The organism is Domibacillus sp. PGB-M46 (genome assembly GCF_022668875.1).
Lineage (GTDB): Bacteria > Bacillota > Bacilli > Bacillales > Domibacillaceae > Domibacillus.
On the sequence record NZ_JAKGCR010000011.1, the window covers coordinates 1 to 17,154 of the forward strand.

Below are 17,154 nucleotides of genomic sequence, written 5' to 3' on the forward strand. Positions count from 1 at the left end.
GTATAATTTATTAACAAAATAACTAAAGAATTCAAGGTAATGGAGTGGTTAAATTGAACCTATTTTCAAATTCAATCACTTCTTTAGAACGAGGTTTGGATTACGCGGCTTTAAAGCAAAGAACGATTGCTGATAATATTGCCAATGTCGATACACCAAACTATAAGGCTAAAGAGGTAAACTTCAAGAAAATATTGGAAAATAATCAAAATGATTTTAAAAACAACAGAACAGATGACCGTCATTTTGATTTTTCCGCTCAATCACCAAACCATGTCATTATGACTGCGCGAAATATGTCCTATAACGAAAATGGAAATAGTGTAGATTTAGATGCCGAAATGTCCAAAATGGCAGAAAATCAAATTTATTATAATGCACTGACAGACCGGCTTAGTTCAAAGTATTCTTCTCTGACGAATATCATAAAAGGAGGCAGATAAATATGTTTAACGGAATGAACATTACGGCATCTGCCCTGACTGCACAGCGTCTGCGTATGGATGTTATTTCTTCTAACATGGCAAATTCTGAATCGACCCGGGCAAAGCTTGTGGATGGGGAATGGCAGCCTTATCAGCGTAAATCCGTTGTGCTGCAGCCAAAAGGAAATTCGTTTTCAAGCTTTTTGCAGATGGCGTCGAACCGCCAGGAAACGGGAAACGGTGTAAAAGTGACTAAAATCATGGAAGATACAGAAACACCTAATAAAATGGTTTATGACCCAGAACATCCTGATGCGAATGAAGAAGGCTATGTAAGTATGCCAAATGTAGACCCTTTACGGGAAATGGTTGATTTAATGAGTACAACCCGCTCATATGAGGCGAACGTAACGGTTTTCAATGCTTCAAAGGCTATGATGACTAAAGCGCTTGAAATTGGGAAATAAGGAAACAAGGAGATGATTTAAATGGCGATTGAAGCGTTAAATGCGGTTTCTACACCTGCGATCGAAACAGCTGCTTTAAAAAAAGCAGCTACACCCTACGAGTCCCAGCAAAAATTTGCAGACTTTTTAAAAGATTCGTTGAATACTGTGATGAAAACAGAAGCGGAGTCAAGTTCGCTGACGGCAAAAATGATCAATGGTGAAAATGTCGATATCCATCAAGTGATGTCAGCCGCTCAAAAATCAGGCATCACCATGCAGTTAACATTAGAAGTCCGTAATAAAGCTGTAGAAGCTTATCAGGAAATGATGCGGATGCAGATGTAATAGATCATGACCGAATGAAGTGACCGGGGGATTGTAATGAACGAAAATATAAAACAACAGCTTGCAAGAATAAAAGAATATTGGAACAGCCGGTCAAAAAAACAAAAAGTGATTGGAGTATCATCCTTTGCTCTTTTTGTTATTGCGTTGTCACTCATTGTTTTTTTGACTAGCAGAACGACAATGGTTCCTCTTTACAGCGAGCTTGCTCCTTCAGAGATCGGTGCTGTAAAAGAAAATCTCGACGGCCGGGGTATTCCGTACGAAGTGACTGAAGGAGGAACAGGTATCCTTGTGCCGGAAGAATCCGTCGATACGCTCAAAGTGGATCTAGCCGCTGAAGGCCTTCCGCAGTCCGGTACGATTGATTACAGCTTTTTCAGCGAAAATGCCGGGTTCGGAATGACGGACAATGAATTTAATGTTCTTAAGCTTGATGCGATGCAGACCGAGCTTAGCAATCTTATTTCTGAGATTGATGGAGTAAAAGATGCGAAGGTTATGATTAACCTGCCGCAGCAGCAAATTTTCGTTACCGATGAAGCAGAAAAAGCATCTGCTTCGGTTGTGCTGAATACGGAACCAGGCTATCAATTTGATGAAAAACAAATTAAGTCCCTTTATCACTTAGTATCCAAAAGTGTCCCGAACCTTCCTGTCGAAAATATTGCCATTATGAATCAAAATTTTGAATACTACGACCTTGCGAGTGCAGGAAGCGGTTCGGGCGATTCATTCGAGCAGCAGCTGGCTGTGAAAAAACAAGTGGAACGCGACGTGCAGCGCCAGGTACAAAGTATGCTTGGCACACTGATGGGCGCGGACAAAGTGGTTGCAACGGTTACAGCCGATATTGACTTTACCCAGGAAAATCGAGAAGAAAACCTGGTAGAACCGGTTGACGAAGAAAATATGGAAGGCATTCAAATCAGTGCTCAAAGAATTACCGAAACCTATTCAGGGGATGCAGCAGGCGCAGGAGGCGTTCCGCAGGCAGAAGAAGAAGGGGATACAGCCACTTCTTACCTTGAAGGAGCAACAGGTACAGGCGATTACGAGCGGACAGAGGAAACGGTCAATAACGAAGTAAACCGGATTCGCCGGGAAATCAAAGAAAGTCCTTATAAGATCCGCGACTTAGGTATCCAGGTTATGGTGGAGCCGCCAACGCCGGATGATCCAGACTCTATGCCTGACCAAAGCGTGGAAGAAATCCAGCAGCTGCTCGGTAACATTGTCAGAACGTCTATTGATGAAAGCTACAATACTGATTTAACAGACCAGGCACTTGAAGATAAAATTACGGTTTCAGTTCAGGAATTAAATGGGAAAGTTACATTTGAGGAAGAAGAAACATCCTCTATTCCATGGTGGGTATATCTCATAGGGGCTATTCTTCTTGTCATTATTGGTGTGCTCGTCTTTATGATGCTAAGAAGACGCCGTGAGGAAGAAGAAGAATTCGAGGAAGAATTCGAAGAAGAGATTGAAGAACCGTTGACTGAAACAGAGAGCAGCACAAGACGGAAACAGCTGGAAAAAATGGCGAAGGAAAAACCAGAAGAGTTTGCAAAACTGCTTCGTACTTGGCTGTCTGAGGAATAGGAGGGCAATATGGCGATACGTGAGAAGAAACTGACCGGAAAACAAAAAGCCGCAATCCTGCTTATTTCTCTTGGGCCGGATTACTCGGCTTCTGTTTACAAACATTTATCAGAAGAAGAAATTGAACGGCTGACACTGGAAATTTCAGGTGTAAAAAAAGTAGATACCGAGATTAAAGAAGAAGTGTTTGAAGAATTTCATAATATTGCATTGGCGCAGGATTATATTTCCCAAGGCGGGATCGGTTATGCCAAAACGGTTCTTGAAAAAGCGCTTGGTGCTGACCAGGCGCAAAATATCATTAACCGTTTAACATCGTCCCTGCAGGTTCGGCCGTTTGATTTTGCTCGCCGGGCAGACCCGGGACAAATATTAAACTTTATTCAAAATGAACACCCGCAGACGATTGCTTTGATTCTTTCTTATTTGGATCCGCAGCAGGCAGGGCAGATTTTATCGGAGCTGCCGCAGGAAGTTCAAGCGGATATCGCAAAAAGAATTGCCATTATGGACAGCACGTCTCCAGAAATTATCAATGAAGTTGAAGCGATTTTAGAACGGAAATTGAGCTCAACGGTAACGCAGGATTATACACAGACAGGCGGAGTGGAAGCGGTCGTTGAAGTGCTGAATGGTGTAGACCGCTCAACCGAAAAAACCATTTTGGATGCACTTGAAATACAGGATCCTGAATTGGCAGAAGAAATTAAAAAGCGCATGTTTGTGTTCGAAGATATTGTTACACTGGATAACCGCTCTATTCAGCGTGTTATTCGCGACTGTGAAAATGAAGACTTACTGCTTTCCCTTAAAGTTTCAAGCGAGGAAGTGCGTGAAGTGGTTTTCCGCAATATGTCTCAGCGAATGGTGGAAACGTTCAAAGAAGAAATGGAATATATGGGTCCTGTCCGGCTTCGTGATGTGGAAGAAGCGCAGTCACGAATTGTTGCGACGATTCGCCGTCTAGAGGAAACGGGAGAAATTATCATTGCCCGTGGCGGAGGAGATGATATTATTGTCTAATTTTCAACGGTATGAGTGGCCGGTAGAACAAGAAGCGGGTACACGAATCATTGGCATAAAGCCTATTTACACACACAGTGAACAAAAAGAAGCAGTTGCACCGGATTTTTCTTATGAACGGTCACAAGTGTTGGAAGAAGCAAAACGCCAGGCACAAAGAATCTTAGAAGAGGCTGAAACGAAGCGGCAGCGGATCGAACAAGAATCTGCCGCCTGGCAGCAAAACTGGATGCAGGAAAAAGAACGCCTGCAAAAAGAAGCCTATGACCAGGCGTTTCAGCAAGGAGCAGAACAAGGAAGAGCAGCCGGATACAATGAGATGAAAGAGCTGATTGAAGAAGCATATTCTATCGTGGCATCTTCGAAAATTGAATATGAAAAAAATGTTGAGCGGTCAGAACGTACCATCATAGAGCTTGCTGTTATCTGCGCAGAAAAAATTCTGCGTACGGAGCTTGGCCAAAACGAAGATGCTTTTATGAGTATCATTCGTTCAGCATTAAAAGAAACAAAAAACCAAAAGGAAATTCAAATTCATGTTCATCCAGGAAAATACGAATTGGTCATTTCACAAAAAGATGAAATAGAAGCTCTATTCCCAAATGAAATCAACTGCTATATTTTTCCGAATGAAGAAGCGGAGGAAAACGCCTGCTTTATTGAAACATCGAATGGCCGAATTGATGCCGGCGTTGATACACAGCTGCACCAGCTGCGTAAAACGCTGCTTCAATTGCTGGAGAGTGAATAAGAGATGAAAGCACAGGATTTAAAATATATGATCCCGACTCTTGATTCGTTTAAAAGATATGGACGGGTAAAAAGGGTTGTTGGCTTAATGATTGAATCACAGGGTCCGGAAAGCTCTATTGGTGATATTTGTTTGATCCACTCGAAAGACAATAAACGAACCATTATGGCCGAGGTAACCGGGTTCCGGGATGAAATGATGATCTTAATGCCATACCGGAATATAAACGAAATTTCACCGGGCAGCCTTGTAGAATCACTCGGTCACCCTCTTCAAGTAAAATCAGGACCGGCTTTGATCGGCAAAATTATTGATCCGCTTGGAGAACCTTTTGACGATTCCGTGCTGCCGCGGACGTTGACGCCGATTGAAACAGAAGCAGATCCGCCAAACCCGATGACAAGACCGCCAATACGGGAAAAGCTTGAAGTCGGTGTGCGGGCTATTGATGGGATGCTGACAGTCGGGAAAGGCCAGCGGGTCGGTATTTTTGCAGGAAGCGGTGTGGGGAAAAGCACACTGCTTGGCATGATTGCCCGCAATACAAAAGCAGATTTAAACGTCATTGCTTTGATTGGGGAGCGCGGTCGTGAAGTGCGTGAATTTATTGAACGGGACCTTGGCCCCGAAGGTATGAAAAAGTCGATTGTAGTAGCCGCCACTTCAGACCAGCCGGCACTGATGCGTATTAAAGGAGCATTTACCGCTACAGCCATTGCCGAGTACTTTCGGGATAAAGGGTTGAATGTCATGCTTATGATGGATTCAGTCACGCGGGTTGCCATGGCACAGCGTGAAATCGGGCTGGCTGTTGGAGAGCCTCCTGCCACCAAAGGATACACGCCATCCGTTTTTGCAATTATGCCAAAGCTGCTAGAACGCACAGGAACAAACGAACATGGAACGATTACCGCTTTTTATACAGTGCTCGTAGATGGCGATGACATGAATGAACCGATTGCAGATGCCGTGCGGGGAATATTGGATGGACACATTGTGTTAGACCGTGAGCTCGCGAACAAGGGGCAGTATCCAGCTATAAACGTATTAAAAAGTGTCAGCCGTCTTATGCCCCATATTGTCAGCCGAAGCCATTATGATGCGGCAGTAGCAGTAAGGGATTCGTTAAATACGTATTTAAACTCTGAAGATTTGATTAACATCGGTGCATATAAAAGAGGGTCATCCGCTGAGATTGATAGAGCCATTCAAAACTATCAGCCGATTCTCTCGTTTTTAAAACAGCGGACGGACGAGCAGGCCGGACTGGATGAAACAGAAGCCGGTTTAGTTCATCTAGCCCAAGGAAGGGACAGTTAATGCATGTCATTTAATTATAAATTCGAGAAAATTATGCAGCTTCGTGAACGTGAAAAAGAGGAGTCTGAGGACGTATTTAGAGAAGCACAGAGCCAATTTGAAACGGAAGCAAACAAACTGTATGAGCTGTTGAAGAGAAAAGAAGATTTAATCGCTGTGCAGGAACAAAAAATGAAATCTGGTTTTTCTGTGCTCGATATTCAGCACTATCAGCAATTCATCTCGAATTTGGAAAAATTAATTGATCAGCAGCAGCGAGTTGTTGTAACAGCACGCGGCCGAATGCAATGGTGTGAACAGCAGCTAAAGGAAAAAAATATAGAAGTAAAAAAATACAGCAAAATCCGAGCGAATGAATTAACGCATTATCGCAAATGGGCAGCTTCAGAAGAAGCAAAGCAAATGGACGAGCTTTCATCCATTCAGTTTATGAACCGAAAGATCAGGTGATGAACACATGGCAGGAAAAAAGAAAAAAAAAGTTCCGGCTGATATGGAGGAAAAAAACAGTTACAATCTTTTTCAATGGCTGCTGTTTATCGTTGTTATTCCCTTATTGTTTGCGCTGACTGTTGGTCTGGTTGTCATGACGATTGCCGGCGTAAACGTATTTGAAAAAACAAAGGAAGTAGCAGCAAATATTCCCTATGTATCAGAATGGACTGGAGCAACCGAACAAGACGGCAAAACAGACAGCGAAAAAGTAGTAGAGCTGCAGGCGGAAATTAAAAACAAACAAGCACAGGTTGATCAGCTGTCGGATGATCTTGAAAGCTCCAAAGCGGAAATCGAAGAATTGTTAACAGAGCAGGACCGGCTGAATGCCCAGCTTAAGCAGCTTCAGAACCAGCAAAAAGAAACAGCCGAAACGGAAGAAAAAAGTGCGGCGAACAATGTTGCCAAAACGTATGAATCAATGGATGAAGAAAGCATTGCCGGTATTATTACGAACTTAACAAACAATGAAGCAGTCGCGATTTTGCAAAAATTAAGTGTTGAAAAACAAGCAGCGGTTCTTGAAAACCTAGACGCAAAAAAAGCCGCTGAATATACAAAAATATTATCGAATGAATAAAGAATATGGAGTAAAATGTAAGATATTGCGGGAGGAAAAAAGGGGGAGTGACAAATGATGCAGATTACTTTAGGAACCAATTCTTTCCCGCTATCTAACGGAGCTTCGGCAAATCCAGCCGGATCGGGCAGTACAGGAGTATTTGGCAGCCTGCTGCTTGGCTCTGTTCAACAGGCTGTCCAAAACCCAGCCCCATCCACAAGTACTGATTCAAATGACTTATCTGCTCTGTTGGCTTCTTTGTTCAAGAGTGCTGACGGCTCTGAGCCGGCAGAAGAATTAGTTGGAAAAAAAGCGGAGCTTTTAACACTAGCCGAAGAGCTTGTTGAAAAAGGAGAAATGCCCACGCTCCAAGAACTGGCGGTTCTACTGCAAACGGATGCGGAAACACTGCAGCATTTTCTCCAGAAGCTAATTCACACAGTAAATGGAAGTGCAGAAGAAGCGGATTTAGATAATCCATTAGAGGATACCGGAAAACCGGAAACAGACGAAGCGCTGCCAATTGAACAGTTAACAGCTTTAATAAGCCGGCTTAGTGAACAAGTGCCGCCTTTATTAAAAGAAGCCGATAAGCGATTCGTCGTAACAGCCATAAGGGCAGCACAGCTCATAAACTATTTTGCCCAGCATATACAAAAGCCGGAGCCTCGTTTTCAAGCATTACAAACTGCATTGAAAAATGCAGAAGTACTGGTAAAACAGCAGCTTAATAACGTCCTTCTACAAACAAAACAAACGGGGCTGCAGAGTGCTGCCGGTCTTCAAGCCAATACTACTCCTGTAAATCAAGCGAGTTTGCAGGCAGCATTTATAAACTACAAAAGTATCCAAGGGCCAGGAGAATCGACTGAAAGCAAAGCTGCTTCTGCAAAGACCGCTGCACAGGCTGCAGAAGCTGTTAACCCGTTGTTTCATCCGCTCTCTAAAACAGAACAGTTTGTGATGAGCGTGAAAACAGCGCCGCGGCCGATGAACATGGAGCAGTTTATCGAAAAGTTCGAACAAATTTTGGGCAGCTCTAGCATGCTGAAAATGCCAAATGGAACAAAAATGCTGATCAAGCTTTATCCGGAACAGCTAGGCTCTCTCCGTATTGAACTGCTTCAGCAAAACGGGGTGATGACGGCTAAAATTTTATCATCGACTCAAACAGTGAAAGAACTGCTTGAACAAAATGCCCACCAGCTAAAGCATGCATTCAGCCAGCAAAACGTGACAATCGATAAATTGGATATTATAAGTCCGGAAACGAAACAGCAGCTGTTTGACCGAGGTGCCCAGCAGCAGCGCCAGCAGGAGCAAAAACAGCCGGAACAGGAATCAGCAGAGCAGAATGAGACTGAAATGCTTTCTACTTTTGAGGAAGCATTGCAAAACGTTACATTGGAGGTGTAATAAATGTCGAAAATTGATCCTTCACTTTATTTGGCCAATAACCCGGCTCAAACGAAACAAACAGGCAACAGTGCGCTCGGCAAAGATGAATTTTTAAAGCTTTTAATGACTCAGCTTCAAAATCAAGATCCGATGAATCCGGTAGAAGACAAAGACTTTATTGCGCAGATGGCCCAGTTTACATCTCTTGAGCAAATGGTCAATATGACCACAACGATTGAAAAAATGGTGCAGGCGCAAACGGCTTCACAAATGATTAATTATCAATCCTTTGTTGGCAAAGATGTTGTATGGCATAAAATGAGCGATCAAACAGATGCAGATGGACAGCCGATTGTCGAAACAGGAAATGGAACCATTGCTTCTATTAAATTTGCTGGCGAAAGCGTCCAGTTTACGTTAACAGATGGAACGGTACTCGAACCAGCGAATATTTCTGAATTAACCGGCGGCACAAGTTCGGCAGGCACGACAGAACCAGGCAGCGCAGTCAGTTCAAATCCATTAGTGGAAGCGAGCTATTTAATTGGCCGTACGGTCACATGGGGCGCAGAAGATGATGGACAAAGCGCGGCTGTTCAATCCGTTTCGATGAAAGACGGGCAGATTTGGCTGCAGCTTGCAAACGGTGAAAAAATCGCAGCTTCTGCCTTAATAAAAATCGAATAGGCGGTTGATGAGAATGAAAGCAGTCAATCCAATGGTTCATGGAATACGTCAGCCCATCATTCCGCCAGCTAAAAAGCAGTCAGCACAAAATACTGTGTCAACGTTTAATGAAACATTTAAAACGGTCACCGCAACAACAAAAGAGCTGATCATTTCCAAGCATGCCGCACAGCGGTTAACAGAGCGGGGGATCCATTTGAATGAAAAAGAATGGAACTTGATTGGTGAGAAACTTTCGGAGGCCAAGTCAAAAGGGGTAATCGATTCACTCGTTGTACTGAAAAATGCCGCGCTTGTGGCAAGCGCACAAAACCATACTATTATTACGGCGATGAACCGTGAAGAAGCAGCTGCACATCTTTTTACCAATATCAACGGTGCTATTCTTATGGACACACTTTAAACTGGCTGGACCGAACAGGAGGCCAACCGTCTGCTGACCGATTGACGCGGACGAATTCGAAAGGAGAAAAGAACTATGTTACGTTCAATGTATTCTGGAATTAATGGGATGAAAAACTTTCAAGTGAAACTTGATGTCATCGGAAACAATATCGCAAACGTAAACACACACGGATTTAAAAAAGGGCGCGTCATGTTTAAAGATATGGTTTCTCAATCCATTGCCGGTGCCAGTGCAACCACAGAAAACAGGGGAGGTACAAATCCTCGCCAGGTAGGACTGGGTTCACAACTGGCAGCAATTGATACGGTTCATACTCAAGGTTCATTGCAGACAACAGGAAGAACACTAGATCTGGCAATTTCAGGAGACGGCTTTTTTCAAGTAAATGATGGTGAAACTACTTTTTATACAAGAGCAGGAAATTTCTCTCTGGATCAAGAGGGTAATATTGTAAATTCTGATGGATTGTATTTACAAGGTGAAGGTGGCCAAATTAATATTCCTGTAGATGCTCAAAGCATTAGTATTGGTGCAGATGGAGTTGTTAGTTATATAGACGCTGCCGGTGATTTGCAAACGGCTGACACTATCTCTCTTGTGAAATTTGCGAACCCGGACGGATTAGAGAAAACAGGGGAGAATTTATACAAGGAGACAAATAACTCGGGGGCACCGGATGATAACGTTGGGGTTCCAGGTGAAGAAGGAAGAGGAACGATTGTGCCGGGGACTCTCGAAATGTCTAATGTTGATCTTTCTGAGGAATTCAGTGAAATGATTGTTGCGCAGCGTGGTTTTCAGGCCAATACGCGAATCATTACAACATCGGATGAAATTTTGCAGGAACTAATGAGTTTGAAGCGTTAAACCTTTTGTTTTTACTCTTTGCAGGGGAGGGACAGGGCGGAGCTCTTCAGCTCAGCCCTGGTTATAAATGATTACTGTGACAAGGCTGAACGGCAAACCGTTCTCGTTAAATGCTATTTACATAGAAACAGTGGAAAGCTTTCCGGACACCACAATTACACTAACCAACGGGAAAAAGTATGTTGTTCTCGAACCGCATGAACGGGTAAGGACGGATATTGAATCGTTTTATGCACGCATTTCGCTTCTTGGAAAAGTGAAAGCGGAGGAGGAACAGGATGGAGAATGAACAAAAAGCGCCGAAAAATAAATTACTAACTATTATGATTGTACTGCTGGCTGTTATCCTGCTGGCCGGTACGATCGCCGTAATTATTATTTTGCGCGCTTCAGGCGGAGAAGAAGCTCAAAAAGAGCCATCTATTGATGAAGTGCTTGAATCGTCTGTAGATATTCCTGAAATGACAACAAACCTTGCTTCAGAGGACTTTATCCGTATTTCATTTAAAATTCAAATGGACAGCAAGGAAGCGATGGAAGAAATGACAAAGCGGGACTTCCAGGCGAAAGATATCATTATTCAAGAGTTATCGGAAATGACAGCGGATGACTTAAAAGGCGAAGCCGGAAAACAGAAACTAACGGAAACGCTAAAAACAAATTTAAATAGTATTATGCAGGAAGGAAAAGTAGAGAAAGTATACATTACTTCCTATATCATTCAGTAGCGATACCTGCACTTGATCGGAGGTGAGATAATTGTCAGGAGAAATCTTGTCTCAAAATGAAATTGATGCCCTCTTGTCCGCTTTGTCAACGGGGGAAATGAATGCGGATGAGTTAAAGAAAGAAGAAGCAGAAAAGAAAGTAAAGGTATATGATTTTAAACGTGCCTTGCGGTTTTCAAAGGACCAGATTCGAAGTTTAACAAGAATGCATGATAACTTTGCCCGGATTTTGACGACCTTCTTTGCGGCACAGCTTCGTACATACGTGCAGCTTGAAGTGGTATCTGCTGATCAAATTCCTTACGGAGAGTTTATCAGCTCGATTCCAAACCGGACGATTTTAAATGTATTTGAAGTTCCGCCGCTTGAGGGACGGATCCTCATGGAAGTAAATCCTAATGTCGCTTATGCGATGCTGGACCGTCTTCTCGGCGGACGGGGTGTAAGTGTCAATAAAGTAGAAAATTTAACAGAAATTGAAACTCGGATCATGTCGAATATGTTTGATCATGCTTTTGAAAATTACCGAGAAGCATGGTCTAATGTTGTAGAAATCGATCCAATCGCTACTGATTTTGAAGTGAATCCGCAATTTCTGCAAATGGTTTCCCCAAACGAAACCGTCGTAGTGATCTCGTTAAATACAACGATTGGAGAAACAACAGGCATGATCAACATCTGTATTCCGCATGTTGTCTTGGAACCTATTATTCCAAAGCTTTCTGTACACTACTGGATGCAAAATCCTGACAAAAAGGAACGCAGCCCACAGGAAGCGCAAAATTTGGACAGTCGGATCAAAAAAGCTTCCCTGCCGGTTATCGCAGAGCTTGGCCAAACGGCTATCACGATTGAAGAGTTCTTAACGATGACAGAAGGAGATGTAATCAGCTTAAATACAGTAGTTGGCGACGCACTTACGATAAAAGTAGGGAATGTACCGAAATTTTCAGCACAGCCCGGGCGTGTAAACCGAAAACTGGCTGTTCAGGTGCTTGATTATGTGAAAGGAGGGGAAGATGATGATGAGCGATGATATGCTCTCACAAGAAGAGATTGATGCATTGTTAAGAGGCGGAGACAGCGATGATACAGAAGAAAGCGCAGCGCTTGAAGCCACTAAAAATGTGGAAGAATATTTAGACGCATTCGAACAGGATACGCTTGGTGAAATCGGCAACATCTCATTCGGCAGCTCGGCAACGGCTCTTTCAAGCCTGCTAAACCAAAAAGTAGAGATTACAACACCTACCGTATCAGTTGTAGAAAAAAGCCGGTTAAAAGATGAGTTTCCACATCCGTATGCGGCGATTGAGGTTCAATACACCGAAGGATTTGCCGGGGCAAATCTGCTTGTGATTCATCAAAATGATGCGGCTATTATTGCCGATTTAATGCTTGGTGGAAGTGGAGTAGGCGTAGCGCCTGATTTAGGAGAGCTGCAGCTAAGTGCCGTGCAGGAAGCGATGAACCAAATGATGGGTTCAGCCGCTACTTCCATGTCAACCATTTTCAATAAAAGGGTGGATATTTCCCCGCCGTCGATTTCTCTTTTAAATTTACATGAGGGAGAGGGGGAGGAGACGATTCCAGAGCAGGAGCTGCTCGTCAAAATATCGTTCCGCTTAACGGTGGGGGACCTGATTGATTCAAATATTATGCAGCTGATCCCGCTTCAATTCGGGAAGCAGCTTGTCACGGAGCTGCTGAATCCAGCGCCGCAGGAAGCAGCTCCGCCGCCGATTCAGCAGGCCCCGGTAACGAAACCGGCTGCTGCCCAGGCGCCACCGCCGCCTGCGGAGCCTCCGTCCATGCCGGCGAGAGCATCTCAGGAACCGGTTTATATGGGACAAAATACAGGCAGACAAGCTTCTGAGGCAAAAGTTGAAACGGCCGTTTTTTCTTCGTTTCAGTCACCTCAGCTTGGAGACCAGGAAGCGCGCAACTTAAACATGCTGTTTGATATCCCGCTTCAGGTAACGGTCGAACTTGGCCGTACAAACCGGAACGTGAAAGATATTTTAGAATTAACATCAGGCTCTATTATTGAACTGGATAAATTGGCTGGAGAGCCAGTTGATGTACTTGTTAACAACCGTTTGATCGCCAGAGGCGAAGTGGTTGTAATAGAAGAAAACTTCGGCGTCCGGATTACAAATATTGCAAGTCCGGCTGACCGATTAAAAAATTTAAATTAAATGGAATACAGGGGGTTTTTCTGATGAGTAATCGAATTTTAGTGGTGGATGACGCCGCATTTATGCGCATGATGATCAAGGACATTTTATCGAAGAATGGGTATGAGGTAGTAGGCGAAGCTGAAAATGGTGCGCAGGCTGTTGAAAAATATGCTGAATTGAAACCGGATCTTGTAACAATGGATATCACAATGCCGGAAAAAGACGGGATTGCTGCCTTGAAAGAAATTAAAGCAGCAGATGCCAGCGCGAAGATTATCATGTGCTCAGCTATGGGGCAGCAGGCAATGGTTATTGATGCGATACAAGCAGGAGCCAAGGATTTTATTGTCAAACCGTTTCAGGCTGATCGGGTGATCGAGGCTATTTCTAAAGTGCTTTCTTCTTAAGGTGTGATGGTTCATGAACTTATTTATAAAAGCGACTTTTGCGCTTTTATTAGCGTTTGTGTTGTTTTCCGGCAATGAGATCGTTGCCGGAGCAGCACTTTCCGATAAAAGTAGTGTACAAGATTGCATAAACAATCCAGATTCGTGCCAGCAGGAACAGCCGGCCGCGAACAACAGCCAGGATAATGCCGATGAAAATGTTACCACTTCAGTTGGGATCAGTTTTTGGGAAATTATTCGGGTGATTGCGGCACTTGCTTTTGTGGTGGCGCTTCTTTATTTTCTGCTTCGGTTTGTGAACAAAAAAAGCCGTTCCTATCAGGAAACGCATATTGTTCGGCATTTAGGCGGCACGCCGCTTGGAGGCAGCCGGTCCATTCAAGTTGTAAAAGTAGGAGATCGCGTCCTGGTTTTAGGAGTAGGAGACGATGTATCCCTCTTAAAAGAAATTGACGATCCGGCTGAGCGGGGTGACTTAGTCAGCCGCTATGAAGACCAATCAGACAAAATGATTCAGCCTGCTGAACTTGTGAGCAAACTGAAAGAACGGCTGGGCAGACAAAGCGAAGAGAAAGAACCTGCTTCATTCAAGCAGGAATTTGAACAAAAAATGCATGAGCTCAGGAAAAAACGGGAGCAGGCTATGCGGGAATTGGCAGACAGGGAGCGGAAACAAGATGAATGAATTTATGGAAATATTTAATTCAAGCGACCCGGAAAATGTATCAACATCTGTTAAATTGCTGTTAATGTTAACCGTTTTATCCCTGGCGCCGAGTATCTTAATTCTCATGACTTGTTTTACACGAATTGTTATTGTGTTATCGTTTGTCCGGACAGCTCTCGGCACGCAGCAAATGCCGCCAACGCAGGTTTTACTTGGACTTTCTCTTTTTTTAACCTTTTTTATTATGTCTCCGGTTTTACAGGAAGTGAATGAAGAAGCATTAACACCGCTTTTCAATGAAGAAATCAATCTTGATGAAGCATACTCGCTGGCGAGCGGCCCATTTAAAGAGTTTATGAGCGAGCAGACCCGCCAAAAAGATTTACAGTTGTTTTTGGATTACACTCAGGCAGAGCAGCCAAAATCGATTGACGACATTCCGCTGACAACGCTTGTGCCGGCTTTTGCACTAAGCGAAATCAAAACGGCTTTTCAAATTGGTTTTATGATTTTTATTCCGTTTCTTGTAATCGACATGATTGTGGCAAGTGTCCTTATGTCTATGGGAATGATGATGCTGCCGCCCGTTATGATTTCCCTTCCTTTTAAAATCCTGCTGTTTGTTTTAATTGATGGGTGGTATCTCGTAATAGAATCCTTGCTTCAAAGCTTTTAGGAAGGTGACAACATGAATACAGAAATGGTTCTTTCCCTGGCTGAAAAAGGGGTATATACAACTTTAATTGTGTGCGCGCCGCTTTTGCTTCTGGCACTTGGGATCGGTTTGATTGTAAGTATTTTTCAGGCAACAACGCAAATTCAGGAGCAGACGCTTGCGTTCGTGCCAAAAATTGCGGGTGTTTTAATTGGCCTGATTTTTTTTGGCCCATGGATGCTGGAGCGAATGATCACCTATACATCGGATATTTTTACTAATTTAACGAGATTTGTTGGTTAAATAAGTATGACAGAATTAATGCCAGATCCATCTCTTTTTTTGCTTGTCCTTGTCCGTGTATCGGCTTTTTTTGTGACCATGCCGTTGTTTTCATATCGGACCATTCCCGCACAGCACCGGGCTGCTTTTTCGTTAGTGCTTGCCTGGACGATGTATTACACGATCGATGCCGCACCCATTGAAATCAATGGGGAATATATTTTGCTTATTTTAAAAGAAGCCATGGTGGGTCTTTTAATTGGCATGGCCGGATTTATCGTTTTATCGGCTATTCAAATTGCCGGCGGCTTTATTGATTTTCAAATGGGTTTTGCAATTGCAAATGTTATTGACCCGCAGACGGGGGTTCAAAGCCCGCTGATGGGCCAATATTTATACATGTTTTCGTTATTGATGCTGCTTGCCTTAAATGGGCATCACCTTATTTTAGATGGCATTTTCTACAGCTACCAGCTCATCCCGATCAACGAGCTTACTTTTCCATTTGGCAATCAGGAAACGGCTCATTATATGGCGAGAACGTTCAGCAGTGTATTTATGATCGCTTTTCAAATGTCAATGCCTGTAGTAGCCGTTTTATTTTTAACGGATGTGATGCTTGGTGTGGTAGCACGAACCGTGCCGCAGCTAAACATCTTCGTAGTGGGCTTTCCATTGAAAATTGGGGTGGCCTTTGCGGTTATGTTTATTGTAATGGGTGTGATTTTCACGCTTGTTCGTCATTTGTTTCAAATGATGCTTCTCACTATGCGGGATTTAATGACGATTTTTGGAGGCGGATAACGTGCTTAAATTAGATTTACAGTTTTTTGCAGGTGAAAAAACAGAAAAAGCCACGCCGAAAAAAAAGCAGGATTCCCGTAAAAAAGGCCAGGTTACAAAAAGTCAGGACTTGAACACAGCGGTCAGCCTGCTCGTTCTGTTCGGTTTTTTATCGCTGTTTGCTGCTTCAATGGGCAGAAACATTTTTCATATGTTTGAACATTCGCTTCAAACTTACATGATGATGGAAGTCACGGAAGCGAACTTAAAAACGATTGTATTTGAAATGATGGAACAAGGTCTAATAATTGTCGGTCCATTTATGGCAGCGGCAGTGGCGGCGGGAGTCGTCGCCAATTACGCCCAGGTAGGATGGCTGGTTACAGGTGAGCCTATTAAACCAAAGCTTGACAAGCTTGATCCGATCAAAGGATTTAAACGGATTTTTTCAATGCGGGCGATTGTAGAGTTATTAAAATCAATCTTGAAAATTGGTTTTGTCGGTACGGCTGCTTTTGTTATTTTATGGTCAAACATGGATGAAGTATTGAAGCTGGCCCTAAAGCCTATTCAAGATACGCTTCCGTTTGTCGGTTCCATTACCGTACAAATGGGTTTAGCCGCCGCCGCCGCATTACTCGTTCTAGGGGTTTTGGATTACTTTTACCAAAAGTATGATTTCGAAAAAAGTCTGCGTATGTCCAAGCAGGATATTAAAGATGAGCATAAAAACTCAGAAGGTGACCCGCTCATTAAATCAAAAATCCGCCAGACACAAAGAGAAATGGCTATGCGCCGAATGATGCAGGAAGTGCCGAATGCAGACGTCGTGATCACTAACCCGACTCACTACGCCATTGCGCTAAAGTATGATGAATCCAAAAGAGATGCTCCGTATGTAGTGGCCAAAGGCACAGATTATCTAGCGCAAAAAATTAAACTTGTGGCTAAAGAAAATGAGGTCATGATGGTTGAAAACCGGCCGCTTGCACGGGCTCTTCATGATCAAACGGAAATAGGCGATTCAGTTCCGGAAGAATTCTTTAAAGCCATTGCTGAAATTCTAGCATATGTATATCGAATAAAAAATAAATTGTAATTTTTCGTTGGGAGAGAAAA

The 17,154-nt window shown here is 43.3% G+C and carries 23 protein-coding genes; all 23 read left to right on the forward strand.

The window, feature by feature from the left end; genetic code table 11:
* Positions 1–44 precede the first annotated feature (44 nt).
* The 23 genes from flgB (at position 45) to flhB (ending at position 17,134) form a co-directional block, all read left to right on the forward strand.
* Positions 45–443 carry a flagellar basal body rod protein FlgB gene (gene flgB, locus L2D08_RS13720; RefSeq protein WP_309241356.1) on the forward strand — a complete coding sequence of 133 codons (399 nt, stop codon included), beginning with the start codon at positions 45–47 and terminating at the stop codon, positions 441–443.
* Positions 440–892, forward strand: coding sequence for a flagellar basal body rod protein FlgC (gene flgC / locus L2D08_RS13725; RefSeq protein ID WP_242234530.1), 453 nt, complete (start codon positions 440–442; stop codon positions 890–892). Before flgB ends, flgC begins: the two co-directional genes overlap by 4 nt.
* A gap of 21 nt (positions 893–913) precedes the next feature.
* Positions 914–1,219, forward strand: coding sequence for a flagellar hook-basal body complex protein FliE (fliE, locus tag L2D08_RS13730; RefSeq protein WP_242234422.1), 306 nt, complete (start codon positions 914–916; stop codon positions 1,217–1,219).
* Positions 1,220–1,255: 36 nt separating this feature from the next.
* The gene (gene fliF / locus L2D08_RS13735; RefSeq protein WP_242234423.1) at positions 1,256–2,824 is read left to right on the forward strand and encodes a flagellar basal-body MS-ring/collar protein FliF; all 1,569 of its coding nucleotides are present in this window, start codon (positions 1,256–1,258) and stop codon (positions 2,822–2,824) included.
* 9 nt (positions 2,825–2,833) lie between these two features.
* Positions 2,834–3,847, forward strand: coding sequence for a flagellar motor switch protein FliG (gene fliG, locus L2D08_RS13740; protein WP_242234424.1), 1,014 nt, complete (start codon positions 2,834–2,836; stop codon positions 3,845–3,847).
* Positions 3,840–4,598 (forward strand): flagellar assembly protein FliH, encoded by a 759-nt coding sequence (gene fliH / locus L2D08_RS13745; protein WP_242234425.1) that lies wholly within the window; start codon positions 3,840–3,842, stop codon positions 4,596–4,598. The genes fliG and fliH overlap by 8 nt, the downstream gene beginning before the upstream one ends.
* A gap of 3 nt (positions 4,599–4,601) precedes the next feature.
* On the forward strand, positions 4,602–5,918 hold the full coding sequence (fliI, locus tag L2D08_RS13750; protein ID WP_242234426.1) for a flagellar protein export ATPase FliI: 1,317 nt from the start codon (positions 4,602–4,604) through the stop codon (positions 5,916–5,918).
* A gap of 3 nt (positions 5,919–5,921) precedes the next feature.
* On the forward strand, positions 5,922–6,368 hold the full coding sequence (gene fliJ, locus L2D08_RS13755; protein ID WP_242234427.1) for a flagellar export protein FliJ: 447 nt from the start codon (positions 5,922–5,924) through the stop codon (positions 6,366–6,368).
* Between the two features lie 7 nt (positions 6,369–6,375).
* A complete protein-coding gene (locus tag L2D08_RS13760; protein WP_242234428.1) occupies positions 6,376–6,993 on the forward strand; it encodes a MotE family protein in 618 nt (205 codons plus the stop codon).
* Positions 6,994–7,047: 54 nt separating this feature from the next.
* On the forward strand, positions 7,048–8,391 hold the full coding sequence (locus L2D08_RS13765) for a flagellar hook-length control protein FliK (RefSeq protein WP_242234429.1): 1,344 nt from the start codon (positions 7,048–7,050) through the stop codon (positions 8,389–8,391).
* A gap of 3 nt (positions 8,392–8,394) precedes the next feature.
* Entirely contained in the window at positions 8,395–9,060 is a 666-nt protein-coding gene (gene flgD, locus L2D08_RS13770; RefSeq protein WP_242234430.1) for a flagellar hook assembly protein FlgD, read from the forward strand.
* A gap of 13 nt (positions 9,061–9,073) precedes the next feature.
* Positions 9,074–9,463 (forward strand): TIGR02530 family flagellar biosynthesis protein, encoded by a 390-nt coding sequence (locus L2D08_RS13775; protein ID WP_242234431.1) that lies wholly within the window; start codon positions 9,074–9,076, stop codon positions 9,461–9,463.
* 75 nt (positions 9,464–9,538) lie between these two features.
* Positions 9,539–10,333 carry a flagellar basal body rod protein FlgG gene (flgG, locus tag L2D08_RS13780; protein ID WP_242234432.1) on the forward strand — a complete coding sequence of 265 codons (795 nt, stop codon included), beginning with the start codon at positions 9,539–9,541 and terminating at the stop codon, positions 10,331–10,333.
* A gap of 67 nt (positions 10,334–10,400) precedes the next feature.
* Complete coding sequence (locus tag L2D08_RS13785) at positions 10,401–10,622, forward strand: flagellar FlbD family protein (protein ID WP_242234433.1); 222 nt, start codon at positions 10,401–10,403, stop codon at positions 10,620–10,622.
* Complete coding sequence (gene fliL / locus L2D08_RS13790; protein ID WP_242234434.1) at positions 10,612–11,061, forward strand: flagellar basal body-associated protein FliL; 450 nt, start codon at positions 10,612–10,614, stop codon at positions 11,059–11,061. The genes L2D08_RS13785 and fliL overlap by 11 nt, the downstream gene beginning before the upstream one ends.
* Before the next feature lie 31 nt (positions 11,062–11,092).
* A complete protein-coding gene (gene fliM / locus L2D08_RS13795; RefSeq protein ID WP_242234435.1) occupies positions 11,093–12,097 on the forward strand; it encodes a flagellar motor switch protein FliM in 1,005 nt (334 codons plus the stop codon).
* On the forward strand, positions 12,084–13,259 hold the full coding sequence (gene fliY / locus L2D08_RS13800; RefSeq protein ID WP_242234531.1) for a flagellar motor switch phosphatase FliY: 1,176 nt from the start codon (positions 12,084–12,086) through the stop codon (positions 13,257–13,259). Before fliM ends, fliY begins: the two co-directional genes overlap by 14 nt.
* Before the next feature lie 23 nt (positions 13,260–13,282).
* A complete protein-coding gene (locus tag L2D08_RS13805; RefSeq protein ID WP_242234436.1) occupies positions 13,283–13,648 on the forward strand; it encodes a response regulator in 366 nt (121 codons plus the stop codon).
* 13 nt (positions 13,649–13,661) lie between these two features.
* Complete coding sequence (locus tag L2D08_RS13810) at positions 13,662–14,333, forward strand: flagellar biosynthetic protein FliO (protein ID WP_242234437.1); 672 nt, start codon at positions 13,662–13,664, stop codon at positions 14,331–14,333.
* Entirely contained in the window at positions 14,326–14,991 is a 666-nt protein-coding gene (gene fliP, locus L2D08_RS13815) for a flagellar type III secretion system pore protein FliP (RefSeq protein WP_242234438.1), read from the forward strand. Before L2D08_RS13810 ends, fliP begins: the two co-directional genes overlap by 8 nt.
* A gap of 12 nt (positions 14,992–15,003) precedes the next feature.
* Positions 15,004–15,273, forward strand: a complete 270-nt coding sequence (fliQ, locus tag L2D08_RS13820; protein ID WP_242234439.1) for a flagellar biosynthesis protein FliQ — start codon at positions 15,004–15,006, stop codon at positions 15,271–15,273.
* 6 nt (positions 15,274–15,279) lie between these two features.
* Positions 15,280–16,056 carry a flagellar biosynthetic protein FliR gene (fliR, locus tag L2D08_RS13825; protein WP_242234440.1) on the forward strand — a complete coding sequence of 259 codons (777 nt, stop codon included), beginning with the start codon at positions 15,280–15,282 and terminating at the stop codon, positions 16,054–16,056.
* A gap of 1 nt (position 16,057) precedes the next feature.
* Complete coding sequence (gene flhB, locus L2D08_RS13830; RefSeq protein WP_242234441.1) at positions 16,058–17,134, forward strand: flagellar biosynthesis protein FlhB; 1,077 nt, start codon at positions 16,058–16,060, stop codon at positions 17,132–17,134.
* The last annotated feature ends 20 nt before the right edge of the window (positions 17,135–17,154 follow it).